The sequence below is a fragment of the Kitasatospora sp. NPDC004240 genome, from assembly GCF_053603215.1.
The window spans coordinates 1-13,104 of the sequence record NZ_JBSGFD010000215.1; the positions used below are offsets into that span (position 1 = coordinate 1).

Here is a 13,104-nt window from a genome sequence, read left to right on the forward strand (position 1 = left end):
AGGAGCCATGGCGGAGCCCTGGTGACCGAGGAGAAACCGTCCGGGCGACAGCCATCGGCCCGCGACGCCGCACCCCTATTGCCGGTCGGTCTAAGATCCATAGCGCCGGACCGCCCGGGCGCCGGGACTCCGGCGCGGGCGGAACCGGCGACGTCACCGACGGCGTCCCCCGGGATGACGTCGTCCGAACTGGGGGGTGCTGCGATGTCGGTGGGATCCGGGCTGCGCGGGCTGGCCCGCCTCGCACGGGAGTTGCCGGCCGGGGCCGAGCTGTACCGGCTGCGGCCGGACGGCCGGGTGCTGGTCGCCGACCGCGACGGCGTACGTGAGTTGGGGCCGGACACTCCGCACGGGCCCGCCGGTGAGGAGCTGCTGCGCTTCATCGACGAGGGCCAGTTCGCCCACTACCTGATCGGGGACGCCAAGACCTCGCCCGAGCGGCCGTCCAACGCCACGTACAAGCTCGGCATCGTGGCCCCGCGCAGCGCCTTCACTCCGCACGCGCACGGCGGCGAGCACCTGGTGCTCAGCCTGGGGCACGCCGCCTGCGGCCTGTACGACGAGGGGCGGCGGCGCGTGGTGAACCTGGAGCTGACGCCCGGGCTGATGATCCGCATCCCCGAGCTGATGCCGCACTCCTTCGCCAACCGGGGCGGCGAACCGCTCAACATCCTCGCCGCCAACACCGGGTTCGGCATCGACCACGAGGACTACGCGATCACCGCCGCCGAGGCGGAACGCCGCGCCGACACCCGGCTGGCCGCCGCCCTGCGCGAGGTGGAGCGCGGCCAGCGGCTGGGTGCGGTCGGTGCGAGAGAGCGGCTGGCCGCCCGGCTCCGCCGCTTCGCCGCCGCTCTGGAGGAGCCGCGATGATCTGCCCGCACTGCGAGGCGAGCCTGCTGCAACGTCAACGCACCGACCGCCGGTGCGGCATGTGCCACAAGGAGTTCGCCCTCGACCCGAAGGTGCACGGCCCGGGGATGAACGACCTGCGGCTGCGCCGCGTCGTCACCCGGCTGACCGCCGACGGCACCCTGGCCGTGACCACCGACCAGCTCTACTGGGCCCTGCAGCGCCGCGGCCTGCCGGAGCCCGGTTTCAAGGGCTCCCGGATCAGCGGGGGCTGTCTCACCTGGCTCGGCGTGATCGGGATGGGCGTCGCCTTCTGGCTCTGGAACCCGCTCGCGGTGGCGATCGCGCTGGTCGGGGTGGTGCTGTGGGGCTTCGCGGTCCGCGAGTTCCGGCTCTCGTCGGTCCCCCGTCCGATGCCGGTCAAGGTCGAGCCGTCCTCCGCCCACGCCTTCCGCGTCTCGGTGGTCGACGGGTGGAAGCGGGTGTACCGCGGACTGCCGCCGGGGGTACGGGAGCAGGACGGCGTCAAGCCCGCCCAGCCGGTGGGCCGGCCCGCGCTCGCGGTGCTCTGCCAGGACCCGACGGTCCGCGCGTTCCTGCACGCCAACGACTTCCCCCGGCGGCACCGGGCGCTGCTGGTCCGGCAGTGGGCGGAGGCGCCGGCCGGGGTGCCGATCGTGGTGCTGCACGACGCCTCCCCGCAGGGGCAGGTGCTGGTCCTCGACACGCGGGCCGCGCGGCCCGGCCGCAGGGTGGTCGACGCCGGGCTGCCGGTCCGGGTCGTGGTCGGCTCCGAGCGCCGGTTCGTGATCCTGCGCGCCGCCGCCCCTTCCCCCGAGCTCCGGGCCAGGCTGGAGCGGTCGGCGGGCCTCACGCCCGCCGAGCTCGCCTGGTACGCCGACGGCTGGTGGAGCCCGCTCGCCGCCCTGCCGCCCGCCAAGCTGCTGGCCGCCGTCACCCACGCGGCCGAACGCGCCACCGCGCCCGCCTCCCTGGTCAAGCAGCGGCGGCCGGAGGAATCCGAGGAGACCCGGCGCCGCGCCGAGGCCGTCGGCTTCCTGAGCTGGCCCGAAGCCCCGGAGGGCGCCCGGTGATCTGCCCGCACTGCGAGCGCCGGCTGCTGCAGAAGCAGCGCACCGACCACACCTGCCAGGAGTGCGGGAAGCGCTTCGCGCTCGACCCGAAGACCGAGTACCTGAGCGACCGGCGGATCACCCACCTGGCCTCGCTGCTCACCGACCGGGGCCGGCTGGTCTGCACCACCGACCAGCTGCGCCTCGCCCTGGAGCCCCGCACGCCCCACCGCCCCCGCGCCGTGCCGAAGCCGTCCACCACCGGCGCCCGGGTCCGGCTGGCGGTGGCCGCGGTCCTCACCTCGGTGGCCGTGCTGTCGGTCGGCACCTCGGGCCAGCGCCGGCCGGTGCTCTTCACCGCCCTGTTGCTGATCGCCGCGTACCTGGCCCTCCGCGCGGCGTCGCGCCTGCACCGCGCCCGGCGCGAACGGGCCCGGGCGGCGCGCCCCTCCAGGGTGTACCCAAGCTGGTCCGAGTACCGCTTCCGGCAGATCACCCAGCGCTGGACGGCGGTCTACGGCGGGCTGCCCGAGGGCGTGGTCGAGGACGCCGCAGTCCGGCCCTCCGTACCCCCCGGAAGGCCGCTGGCGGCGGTGCTGTGCACCGACCCCACCGCCACGGCCTGCCTGCACGCCAACCGCTTCCCCGAGGGCCACCGGGTCGTGCTGGTGAGCGACGTGGAGGACGTCCCGGACGGGCTGCCCGTGGTGCTGCTGCACGACGCCTCGGCCGCCGGGTTCCTGCTCGCCGGGGAGGTCGCCGCCGCGCTGCCCGGCCGGCGGGTGGTCGACGCCGGACTGCCGCCGCGGGCCGGGCTTCCCGCCACGCCCTGCGTCCGCATGCGCGACGTCGACGAGCTGCCGGACGTGCCCGACCTCGCGGAGCGGCTGGCCGCCGTCCCCGGACTCGACGAGCAGGCGCGGGACTGGTACGCGGCCGGCTGGTGGAGCCCGCTGGCCGCCGTCCGGCCCGCCCTGCTGCTGGACGCCGCCGCCAAGGCCGTCGAACGGGCCACCGCGCCCGCGTCCCTGATCGAGCAGCGCCGCCCGGAGGGGCCGACCGCCGAGGCCGTCGGCTTCCTCACCTGGCCCGAGGAGGCCACCGCATGACCGTCCCCGCCACCGCACCGGGCTTGTGGGCCCGCCCGCGCCGCCGTCCGCTGCTGGAGGGCGCGCTGGGCATCGCCGCCGTACGGGCGGGCGCGCCCGGCGGGCTGCGGTACACCGAGCGCCAGCTGTACTACGAGCTGTGCCGGGTGCTCCAGCCCCTGCACGCCGGGCCGCGGCGCGTCCCGTACACGCTGGCGCCGCCCGTGCGGTACGCGCGCTTCGCCGAGGCCCTGGAGCGGCGGCGCGGGGAGCTCCCCGGGCTGCTGCCGCCCGCCGGCCCCGCGGCGCCGGCCGTACCCGCGGCCGAGGGCGACCTGTACGACTACGGGCTGCCCCGGCTGGTGGTCTGCCAGAGCCGGGACATCGCCCGGATGCTGATCGCCAACGACCTCCACCTGGAGGCGGCCTGCCCGATCGTCGCCGACGGGGAACTGCCGCTGGACGAACGGGTGGTGGCCGCCCTGGTGCGGGCCGGCGACGCCGTCGTGCACGTCCTGCACGACGCCAGCCCGACCGGACTGGCCCGCTTCGAGGCGGTCCGGGCCGCGTACGGCGACGTGCTGCGGGTGCGCTCGATGGGCCTGGTCCCCCGGCACGCCGGCAGCCTGCACCTGACCTCGGGACGCGGGCCGCGCCCGTACACCGGGCCGCTGCCCGCCGCGCTGCGGCCCGAGGAACGCGCCTGGCTCGGCAGCGGGCGCACCGTCGAACTGGCCGCCGTCAACCCGGCCCGGCTCATGGCCACCGTGATCCGCCAGGTCCGCGGCAACCCCGCCGCCGCCCGGCGCACCCCGCTCGGCCGGCGCGTACGGACCGTACGCGACGCCGGCTTCCTGACCTGGCCCACGCCCTGACCCCCCTTCGCGAGGAACCCGGACGATGACGCAGCCACCGCACATCGGCTACACCGACGAACTGCTGGCGGACGGCACCGTGCACCGCCGCTACGAGGACGGCCGCAACGAATGGCGCCGCCGCGGCGCCGACGGCATCGTGCACTGGCACGACAACCGCGAGCGCTCCGGCACCGACGAGCGGCTCGGCACCGACCTGATCAAGCGCCGCTACGCCGACGGCACCGCCGAGTACGCCCGCGACATCGGCTACGGCCGCACCGTCTGGGCCCGCGGCGAGCTGGTCACCGTCAACCGGACGGCCTTCCGCGGCCGGCTCGGCACGGTGCTCGGCGCCCTCGGCGTCGCCGCGGCGACCGCGATAGCCGTCTCCCAGTTCCCGCCCCTGGAGCTCGACGAGGCCGAGGAGGAGCAGCTGCGCGAGCAGGCCCGCGCCGCCCAGGCCAACTCCGGTGGGGGCGACGGAGGGGGCGGCGGGGGCGGGGACGCCGGCGGCCCCGAGTACGCCGACGACAGCGACTGGGACGACTCCGCCGACGACGGCTGGGACGGCGACGACTTCGGCTGAGCCGACCGGCCACCCGACGGGCCACCCGCCCGGCCACCCGACCGGCCACCCGACCGGCCGGGAACGGCGCCCCGTTCCACCACGGCTCCACCAGAGAGGCCCGCCCCACCCATGGCACGCTGCTGCGCCTGCGCCGGGACCGACACCGGCCGGGCCCACGCCCACCTCGCCGCGATCAGCGGCGGACCGGCCGCCCCCGCCGCCCTGCTCCCCGGCGAACCCGGCTACGCAGAGGGCCCGTTCACCGTCGACGGCGTCACCGCCGTCGGCGAGGTGACCCTGCACAACCGCGCCGAGTTGCACGCCGCCCTGGCCGCCGCCGGCGACCCCGCCCCGGCCGGCTGCGCGGACGGCGAACTGCTGCTGCGCTGCTGGCGCCGGCTCGGCACGGACGGCCTTCGGCTCGCCGACGGCCTCTTCGTGCTGGCCGTGGTCGACGGCGCCGACCTGGTGCTGATCCGCGACCACGTCGGCGCCCGGACGATCTTCTACGCCCGCGCCGACGGCTGCTGGGCCGCCGCCACCTCGCTGCGCGCGCTGCGCCACTGGCCCGCCCTGCGGACGTCGGTGAACCTCGCCGCCGTCCGCTCCTTCCTCACCTTCGCCTACCTGCCCGGCGAGGAGACCCTGCTGCGCGGCGTGTCCGAACTGCTGCCCGGCCGGGTGCTGCGGCTCACCGCCGACGGCGAACGCCGGGAGGAGGTCTACTGGGAGCCCCGGGAGGCCCTCGCCGTCCCCGAGCTCGCGCCCGAGGAGTACGCCCGGCAGCTGCGCGCCCTGCTGGAGCGGGCCACCGCACGCCGGCTGCCCGTCGGCGAGGACGTCGCGGTGCTGCTCTCCGGCGGCGTGGACAGCTCCCTGGTCACCGCGCTCGCCGCCCGGCTGCACGACCGGCCGGTGCACACCTACTCGATCAGCTTCGGCGACGAACTCCCCAACGAACTCGGCTACTCGGGCCTGGTCGCCGAGCACTGCGGCACCGACCACCGGGTGCTGACCGTCTCCGGCGCGCAGGTCGCCGCCCGGCTCGCCGACACCGTCGCCCTGCTCGACAGCCCGGTCGGCGACCCGCTGACCGTCCCCAACCTGATGCTCGCCGAGGCGGTCGCCGGCGACGGCCTGCGGGTCTCGCTCAACGGCGAGGGCGGCGACCCGGTCTTCGGCGGGCCCAAGAACCTGCCGATGCTGGTGCACGAGATGCACCGCGACGACCCCGCCTCCGAGGTCCGCGCCGAGGCGTACCTGCGCTCGTACCGCAAGTGCTACGAGGACCTGCCCCGGCTGCTCACCCCCGGCGCGCTGCAGGCCCTCGCCGAGGAACCGCCGCCGCGCCGATTCGTCGCGCCCTACCTGCGGCCCGGCCCGATGAACTCCCTGCTCAACCAGCTGCTGCACTGCAACCTGCGCACCAAGGGCGCCCACCACATCCTCACCAAGGTGGAGCGGCTCACCGCCTCGCAGGGCGTCCAGGGCCGCTCACCGCTGTTCGACCGGCACGTCGTCGACCACGCCTTCGCCACCCCGCCACGCCTCAAACTGCACGGCACGGTGGAGAAGTGGATCCTCAAGGAGGCCGTCCGCGACCTGCTGCCCGACACCGTCACCGACCGGCCCAAGAGCGGCATGCGGGTGCCCGTCCAGCAGTGGCTGCGCGGCCCCCTGCGCGACCTCTCCGGCGACCTCCTGCTCGGCCGGCAGGCCCGCGGGCGCGGCCTCTTCCGGCCCGACACGGTCAAGCTGTGGATGCGCCGCGAGGGCGCCCTGCTACCCCGGCAGGGCGGCAAGCTCTGGCTGCTGCTGACGCTCGAACTCTGGCTGCGCGCCTACGACCTGTAGCCACCCCCTCCACACCCGAAGGGCCCGCCATGGACCTGATCGACCCCCGCACCGGCCGCACCCGCGGCACCCTCGACCCCGCCCGGGCCGAGGGCGTCACCGCGGCGGTGGCCGGCGCCCGGGCCGCCGCGCCCGGCTGGCGGGCCCTCACACCCCGCGAACGGGAACGGCGGCTGGACGCGCTCGCCGACCTGGTGGAGCGCCACCTCGACGAGTACGCCACGCTGGAGCGGGCCGGCACCGGCAAGCCGGAGGACGAGGCGGTCGGCGAGATACGCCTGGTCGCCGACCTGTTCCGGTTCTACGCCGGCGCCGCCAGGACCATGCCCGCGCCGGCCGCCGGCCGCTACGTCCCCGGCCACGAGAGCTGGGTCCGCTGGGAGCCGATCGGCGTCGTCGGCGCCGTCGTCCCGTGGAACTACCCGCTGCTGATGGCCGCGTGGCGCTGCGCCCCGGCCCTCGCGGCCGGGAACACGGTGGTCCTCAAGCCCGCCGAGAGCACCCCCGACTCGGCCGTCCTGCTCGCCGGGCACGCCGCCCGGGCCCTCGGCGAGGACGTGCTCACCGCCCTGCCCGGCGACCGGGAGACCGGACGGCTGCTGGTCGCCGCCGGGGTCGACATGATCGCCTTCACCGGCAGCGCCCGGGCCGGCGCCGACATCGCCGCCCGCGCCGGCCACCGCCGGGTCAGCCTCGAACTCGGCGGCAACAGCCCGGTCCTGGTCCTCCCCGACGCCCCCGACCACACCTGGGCCGAACTCGCCGCCGCCTGCACCTACAACGCAGGCCAGAGCTGTGCGGCGCCCGCCCGGGTGATCACCCTGGAGTCCCACTACGAGCAGGCCGTCGAGGCGCTGGCCGCGGCGATGGCCGGGCGCGAGTCCGGCCGGGACTTCGGCCCGCTCAACAACCCCGACCAGGCCGCCCGTTACGACCGGCTGCTGGCCTCCTCCGGCGCCAAGCGCTCCCTGGCCGCCCCCGGCCGCACCGACGGCCTCTGGCGGCCCGCCCGCGTCCTGGCCGACCTGCCGCAGGACGACCCGGCCGTGGTCGAGGAGGTGTTCGGCCCCCTGCTCACCGTCCAGGCCGCCCCGGACCTGGACACCGCCGTGGCCATGGCCAACGGCGTCCCCCAGGCCCTCGCCGCCAGCGTCTGGACCCGCGACCTCACCACCGGCCTCGACCTCACCGCCCGCCTGGACGCCGGCGAGGCCTGGCTCAACTGCCACCTCGTCCAGTCCCCCGAACTCCCCCACGGCGGCCGCGGCACCTCCGGTCACGGCACCGACCTGAGCACCCTCGCCCTCCAGGAGTACCAGCGCCCCAAGACCATCACCGCCCGCCTGGGCTGACGGGCCCGGGCGGTGGTGACGGCCGGTTCGGGTGGTCGGCGGAGGCTATGAGCCCCAGGCCTCGAACTCGTAGATGCGGGCGGCGGGGTCGGTGGTCTGGGTGGGTTTGGTGATCACCAGCCGGACGTGGCGGGCCGTGGTGGTGACCGGGTGGGTGGTGGTGCCGGCGGTGTTGCCGGTGACGGTGGTGACGGTGGTCCAGGGGTCGCTGGTGGAGTTTCGCACCTGGATGGTGAAGTCCCGGGTGTTCATGCCGCTGCTCTCGCCGCCGGCCGAGGCGTGCCTGACCACGAACCTGGACAGCGTGCGGGCCGAACCGAGGTCCACCTCCAGCCATTTGGCGCTGGTGGTGGTGCACCACTTGTCGCCGTTGCCGCCGGAGACGCTGCCGTTGACCGCCTTGGCCGGTGTCTCGTCGGCGTTGCAGCGGCCGGAGGCGGTGGCGGGCCGGCCCAGCGCGAGGTTGGTCCCGGTCGGCGGGGTGCCCGTCCAGGCGACGGTGGTGCTCGCCGCCGCCGAGCGGCCGTACTCGGCGGAGACCGCCTCGACCTCGACGGTGGTGGCGCCCTCGTTGCCCTCGCGGTCCAACTGCGGGACGAAGTAGGCGTCGTTGGGCGTCGCGCCGAGGAAGGTCCGGCCGCCGTCGGCGTTGCGCCGGTAGACCTCGTAGTGGTGCACGGGGGCGCCGCCGGTGGAGCCCGTCCAGGCCAGGCGCAGCGACCTCCGGGTGGCGCTGACGTCGGTGGAGCCGAGTACGGTGAGGCCGCCCGGCGCCGCGGCGGCGTCCACCGCGCCGTCGTACACGGCGAGTTGGCCGATCCGTACGTCATAGGCGGGGTCCGCGCCCTCGACCCGCAGGCCGAGCTGGGCGATGGTGCGGCCCGCGTACGCGGAGAGGTCGAGGGTGCGGCGCTCCCAGCCGGTGCCGGTGCTCGGGCCCAGGTCGAGGGTGGTGAACGTGGTGGGCGCGTCGGTGAAGGAGACCGCGGCCTTGAGGTGGTCGGCCCCGCCGCCCGGGGCCTTCACGACGACGGAGAGCCGGGTGTCGGCGGCGACCGGCAGCCTGGTCTGGTACAGCCGGATGGTGTTGGCGCTGTCGAGGCGGCCGGTGAGGCGCAGCGAGGAGCCGCCCTCGTAGGCGTCGGTGAAGTCGATGGAGGGCGTGAGCTCGCTGCCCGCCGAGTCGACCAGCCAGTGGTAGGTGGGCGGGACGTCCTGGAGGGAGAGGTTGTTCCAGCCTCCGGTGGCGACCCGGGTGCCGGCGGAGTGGTAGAAGTCGCCCTGGCCGGCGGAGAAGTGGGTGACGAAGGGCTTGGCGGTGACCGGGGTGGACTCGGCGACGTAGGAGGCGAGGCCCTTCCAGGAGGCGGAACCCGTGGTGTCGGACGGGTCACCGGTGGGACCGACCCAGTAGCGGGCGTCCCTGGCGTGGAAGTCGGCGCGGTCGGCGGCGGACTTCCAGGTCCACTCGGGGCGGTAGAGGCCCAGGGAGGTGGTGTGCGGCTGGTTCGGCGGGAAGAGCGCGTTCCAGGAGACCGAGGTGTTGTAGCCGTTGGCCTCGGTGTCGATGCCGGAGTACAGGTCGTACTCGCTGCGGCCGAGTGAACGGGCCAGGCTGCGGGAGGAGTTGAGGCCGGAGGCGGACCAGTTGAAGTTGAGGAACATCGAGTCGGAGGTGCGCCGGCCGGACTCCTGGAGGAAGGCGTCGTTGGCGCCGGTCAGCGCGTTCTGCCAACTCACCGGTCCGGACTCGGTCATGGCGTCGTACCACATGAACTCGGTGTCGGACCTGGCCTTGGTGGAGCGCATCAGCTCGCGCAGCTCGGTGGCGAGGGCGGCGTCGCCGCCACCGGTCTCCTGGTTGATGAACCAGCCGTCGAAGCCGTAGTACCGGGCGACCTGGGCGAGTTTGTCGGCCACGGGGTAGGCGCCGCCGCTTTTTTGGACGAAGTCGCGCACCCACTGGAGCTGTCCGCCGTACGCGGCGGGCGGGAAGAAGACGGTGCCGTAGACCTTGACGCCGTTGCGGTGGGCGGTGTCGATCACGGTGGGGTTGGGGGCGAGGATCAGCCCCTCGCCGGCCGAGCCGCCCCAGAAGACCAGCTTGTCGACGTACTGCCAGTAGCCGAACGCGTAGTAGTCGGTGCCCTGGGACCCCTGGGAGGGGTTGTTGGAGGTCGGTCCGAAGGAGACCAGGGAGGCGATCTTCCCCTCGCCGGCACGGGCGTCGGGGTTGGCGCGCAACGCCGGGTCGCTGCTGCGCGGCTGGAGGGGGACGCGGGAGCGGTTGAAGCGGGCGTCCGGGTCGGTGGCCGGGTCCCAGGTCAGGAGGGTGTTGGGGTACCAGTACGAGGCGTACGGCTGGTTGCCGGCGGCCGTCACCGCGGCGGGTGCGACGGGGACGGCGGGTGCGGCGGGGCCGGCGGGTGCGACGGGGGTGGCGGGGCCGGCCCAGGGCCTGGCCTGGGCGGGGGCGGCGCCCAGGACGGCGGCGCCGAGGGCGGCGCAGAGCAGCAGGGGGATCGGGCGGGGTCGTGACATGCGCTGGGCTCCGTTCGAACGGAGGAGGGTGGGGGCGGACCCGCCCCCCGGTGATGGTCCGGGAGCGGGCCGGCGTGCATGTGGACGGGCGGGAGGTGCCGGTACGGGTGCGCCCGGGAGTGCGGGTGCGGGTACGCCGGGGAGTGCGGGTGCGGGCCGGTGCGGCCGTACGGGTGCGCCCGGGCGGGTGCCGATCGGGTGCGGACGGGGTGCCGTGAACGCCCCGGCGGTACGGGCCCGCCGGGACGGCGGCCGGGCTGGGCGGTCTCCCGGCCGGACGGTGGCCGGGCTGAACGTGGCCGGGGCGGGCCGTGGTGGTGCTCCGAACGGTGGCGCGCCGGGCCGCCCCACTCGGCCCAGCGAGGCTAAACCGCTTAAGAAAAGCTGTCAACGGCCCCGGCGGCGGCCGGCGGCGAGGTGCTCTCGCGGACGGTCAGCCGGGGCGTGGGCATCTGCAGGTCACGGCCGGGGCCGGCGCCCTCGATCACCGCGAGCAGGCTGCGGGCCACCTGCTCGCCGAGCGCGAAGGTGTCCCGGCTGAGCGCGGTGAGCGGGGGGTGCACGATGCGGGCGAGCACCGAGTCGTCGAAGGAGACGATCGACAGCTCGCCGGGGACGGCGACGCCCATCTCCGCGGCCACGCCGAGGCCGGCCACCGCCATCACGTCGGAGTCGTAGATCAGCGCGGTCGGCCGCCGGGGCCGGGAGAGCAGGGTGCGGGTGGCGGCGGCGCCCTCGGCGTCGCTGAAGTCGGTGGGCACCGAGAGCGCCTCCTCCAGACCGAGCCGGCGGGAGGAGTCGCGCAGCGCCCGGATGCGCCGCTGGGTGTGCTGGAAGTGCGGCAGTCCGGCCAGGTGGGCGATCCGGCGGTGGCCGATCGCGGCGAGGTAGTCGACGATCGAGAGCATCGCCTCGCGGTCGTCGGCCCAGATCCGCAGCGGGCCGCCGCGTCCGGGGCCGCCGAGCACCACGGCCGGCAGCGCCAGTTCCTCCAGCACCGCCGGGCGCGGGTCGCGGACCTGGAGGTCGACCACGATGAAGCCGTCCACCCGGTGCTCGGAGGCCCAGCGCCGGTAGACCTCGATCTCGGCGGCGGTGTCCTCGACCACCATCAGGTGCAGGGCGACCGAGCCGGCCGAGAGCACCGCCTGCAGGCCGGAGAGCAGTTGGCTGAAGAACGGTTCGACGCCGATGGTGCGGGCCGGACGGGCGATCACCAGGCCGACCGCGTCCGACCGTGCCCCGCCGAGGGCCCGGGCCGCGCTGTGCGGGCGCCAGTTCATCTCCTCGGCGACCCTCAGGATCCGGGCCCGGGTGGACTCGCTCACCCCGGGCCGGCCGTTGAGGGCGAAGGACACCGCGCCCTTGGAGACTCCGGCCCGCCGGGCGATGTCGGCGATCGTCGGTCTGCCCACGGATTCCGACTCCTCTCTTGACAGCCAAGTTTAGGCGGGAGCATAGTCCCTGCGAACAGCTAGACCGGTTTAGTACACGGTTCGGTACATGCCGGGTACACCCAGAACGTCACATCAGGTTCCGGAACGCGCCATCTCTCTCCCCACCCACACCCCGACGCACGGGAGAAGACCCTCATGCGAAGAATCCGGGCAGCGCTGACCACGGCCGCGGTGGCCGCCGCCGCACTCACCGGCTGCGGCCTCGGCTCCGACACCAAGGGCGACGACGGCGCGGCGGCGAGCGCCGCCGCCACGGGCGAGGTCAAGGGCCGGGTCAGCCTCCAGACCTGGGCGCTGAAGCCCAAGTTCACCGACTACGTGCAGAGCGTCATCGAGGGCTTCGAGCAGAAGTACCCGGGCGTGAAGGTGGAGTGGCTCGACCAGCCGGGCGACGGCTACTCCGACAAGGTGCTCAGCCAGGCCGCCGCCGGCAACCTCCCCGACGTGGTCAACCTCCCGCCCGACTTCGCGCTGCCGCTGGCGAAGCAGGACCTGCTGCTGGATCTCGCCAAGGCCGACCCGAGGATCTCCGCGGAGTACGTCACCGGCGGCGTCGACGCCTACCGCTTCCCCGGCCGCGAGGGCACCTACGGTTACCCCTGGTACCTCAACACCGATGTCAACTACTGGAATTCGGAGCTGCTGACCAGGTACGGCCTGGACCCGAAGAGGTTACCCACCACCCTGGACGAGCTCATCGCCCAGGCCCGGGTGATGAAGGAGAGGTCCGGCGGCGCCACCTACCTGATGAGCCGCAAGCCCGGCCTCGGCGACTTCGTCAACGCCGGGGTGAAGGTGATGGCCGAGGACGGGAAGTCGTTCACCTTCAACACCCCCGAGGCCGCGGCGCTGCTCGACAGGTACCGCGAGGCCTTCAAGGAGGGCCTGCTGCCGCAGGACGTTCTGACCGACAAGTACGCGGGCAACTCCAAGCTGTTCGCGGCCGGCACGGCGGCCTGGACCACCGGCGGCGCCAACCACATCGGCGGCCTCGCCACCGACAACCCGACGCTCGCCCCCAAGGTCGTCCCCTCCCCCGCGATGGGCACCCCGCCGCTGTACGTGCAGGGCCTGTCCGTCCCGCGCGCCACCCGGAACCCGGCCGCGGCCGTGGCCCTCGCCCGCTGGGTGACCAGCGCCGAGAACCAGGCCCGGTTCGCCCGTCTGACCAGCGTGTTCCCGTCCACCAGGGCCTCCGCCGACGACGCCTTCTTCAGTCGCGGCGACGGCACCAACGGCGGCGAGGCCAAGGTCATCGCGTTCGCCTCGCTGGCGAAGGCGAGGATGCTCCAGCCCGTCCAGTTCAACGACGCGATGAGCGACGTCGTCAACCAGCAGATCGCCCTCGCCATCAGCGGCGGCACCGGCTCCCGGCAGGCCCTGGACACCGCGGTGGCCCGCTGCAACCAACTACTCAAGGGCTGACCCCGGCCCCCGCCGCCCGTCGACGGGCGGCGGGGGC

Annotated in this window: 10 protein-coding genes; 8 read left to right on the forward strand and 2 right to left on the reverse strand. The window is 74.9% G+C overall.

The annotated features are described in order from the left end of the window. Positions 1-204 precede the first annotated feature (204 nt). The 7 genes from ACWEQL_RS35710 (at position 205) to ACWEQL_RS35740 (ending at position 7,644) form a co-directional block, all read left to right on the forward strand. A complete protein-coding gene (locus tag ACWEQL_RS35710; protein WP_452154578.1) occupies positions 205-873 on the forward strand; it encodes a cupin domain-containing protein in 669 nt (222 codons plus the stop codon). Continuing rightward, positions 870-1,946: a hypothetical protein gene (locus tag ACWEQL_RS35715; RefSeq protein ID WP_452154580.1), complete on the forward strand. Its 1,077-nt coding sequence runs from the start codon at positions 870-872 to the stop codon at positions 1,944-1,946. Before ACWEQL_RS35710 ends, ACWEQL_RS35715 begins: the two co-directional genes overlap by 4 nt. Beyond that, a complete protein-coding gene (locus ACWEQL_RS35720; RefSeq protein ID WP_452154582.1) occupies positions 1,943-3,034 on the forward strand; it encodes a hypothetical protein in 1,092 nt (363 codons plus the stop codon). Before ACWEQL_RS35715 ends, ACWEQL_RS35720 begins: the two co-directional genes overlap by 4 nt. After that, on the forward strand, positions 3,031-3,888 hold the full coding sequence (locus ACWEQL_RS35725) for a hypothetical protein (RefSeq protein ID WP_452154584.1): 858 nt from the start codon (positions 3,031-3,033) through the stop codon (positions 3,886-3,888). Before ACWEQL_RS35720 ends, ACWEQL_RS35725 begins: the two co-directional genes overlap by 4 nt. A 25-nt stretch (positions 3,889-3,913) precedes the next feature. Next, positions 3,914-4,456 (forward strand): hypothetical protein, encoded by a 543-nt coding sequence (locus ACWEQL_RS35730; RefSeq protein ID WP_452154586.1) that lies wholly within the window; start codon positions 3,914-3,916, stop codon positions 4,454-4,456. 111 nt (positions 4,457-4,567) lie between these two features. Next, positions 4,568-6,292, forward strand: coding sequence for an asparagine synthetase B family protein (locus ACWEQL_RS35735; protein ID WP_452154588.1), 1,725 nt, complete (start codon positions 4,568-4,570; stop codon positions 6,290-6,292). A gap of 29 nt (positions 6,293-6,321) precedes the next feature. Further along, positions 6,322-7,644 carry an aldehyde dehydrogenase family protein gene (locus ACWEQL_RS35740; RefSeq protein ID WP_452154590.1) on the forward strand — a complete coding sequence of 441 codons (1,323 nt, stop codon included), beginning with the start codon at positions 6,322-6,324 and terminating at the stop codon, positions 7,642-7,644. 45 nt (positions 7,645-7,689) lie between these two features. Here ACWEQL_RS35740 and ACWEQL_RS35745 read toward each other — a convergent pair whose 3' ends face one another. Together ACWEQL_RS35745 and ACWEQL_RS35750 are read right to left on the reverse strand one after the other, a co-directional pair. Next, on the reverse strand, positions 7,690-10,185 hold the full coding sequence (locus ACWEQL_RS35745; RefSeq protein WP_452154592.1) for an endo-beta-N-acetylglucosaminidase: 2,496 nt from the start codon (positions 10,183-10,185) through the stop codon (positions 7,690-7,692). 374 nt (positions 10,186-10,559) lie between these two features. Then, on the reverse strand, positions 10,560-11,600 hold the full coding sequence (locus ACWEQL_RS35750; protein WP_452154594.1) for a LacI family DNA-binding transcriptional regulator: 1,041 nt from the start codon (positions 11,598-11,600) through the stop codon (positions 10,560-10,562). Between the two features lie 177 nt (positions 11,601-11,777). Between ACWEQL_RS35750 and ACWEQL_RS35755 the strand changes: the two genes are divergently transcribed. After that, positions 11,778-13,067, forward strand: coding sequence for an ABC transporter substrate-binding protein (locus tag ACWEQL_RS35755; protein ID WP_452154595.1), 1,290 nt, complete (start codon positions 11,778-11,780; stop codon positions 13,065-13,067). The last annotated feature ends 37 nt before the right edge of the window (positions 13,068-13,104 follow it).

Excerpts from the sequence above, each read along its gene's own strand:
- ACWEQL_RS35710 (WP_452154578.1), top strand. The coding sequence starts at position 205 with ATGTCGGTGGGATCCGGGCTGCGCGGGCTGGCCCGCCTCGCACGGGAG.
- ACWEQL_RS35715 (WP_452154580.1), top strand. The coding sequence starts at position 870 with ATGATCTGCCCGCACTGCGAGGCGAGCCTGCTGCAACGTCAACGCACC.
- ACWEQL_RS35725 (WP_452154584.1), top strand. The coding sequence starts at position 3,031 with ATGACCGTCCCCGCCACCGCACCGGGCTTGTGGGCCCGCCCGCGCCGC.
- ACWEQL_RS35730 (WP_452154586.1), top strand. The coding sequence starts at position 3,914 with ATGACGCAGCCACCGCACATCGGCTACACCGACGAACTGCTGGCGGAC.
- ACWEQL_RS35735 (WP_452154588.1), top strand. The coding sequence starts at position 4,568 with ATGGCACGCTGCTGCGCCTGCGCCGGGACCGACACCGGCCGGGCCCAC.
- ACWEQL_RS35740 (WP_452154590.1), top strand. The coding sequence starts at position 6,322 with ATGGACCTGATCGACCCCCGCACCGGCCGCACCCGCGGCACCCTCGAC.
- ACWEQL_RS35745 (WP_452154592.1), bottom strand. The coding sequence starts at position 10,185 with ATGTCACGACCCCGCCCGATCCCCCTGCTGCTCTGCGCCGCCCTCGGC.
- ACWEQL_RS35755 (WP_452154595.1), top strand. The coding sequence starts at position 11,778 with ATGCGAAGAATCCGGGCAGCGCTGACCACGGCCGCGGTGGCCGCCGCC.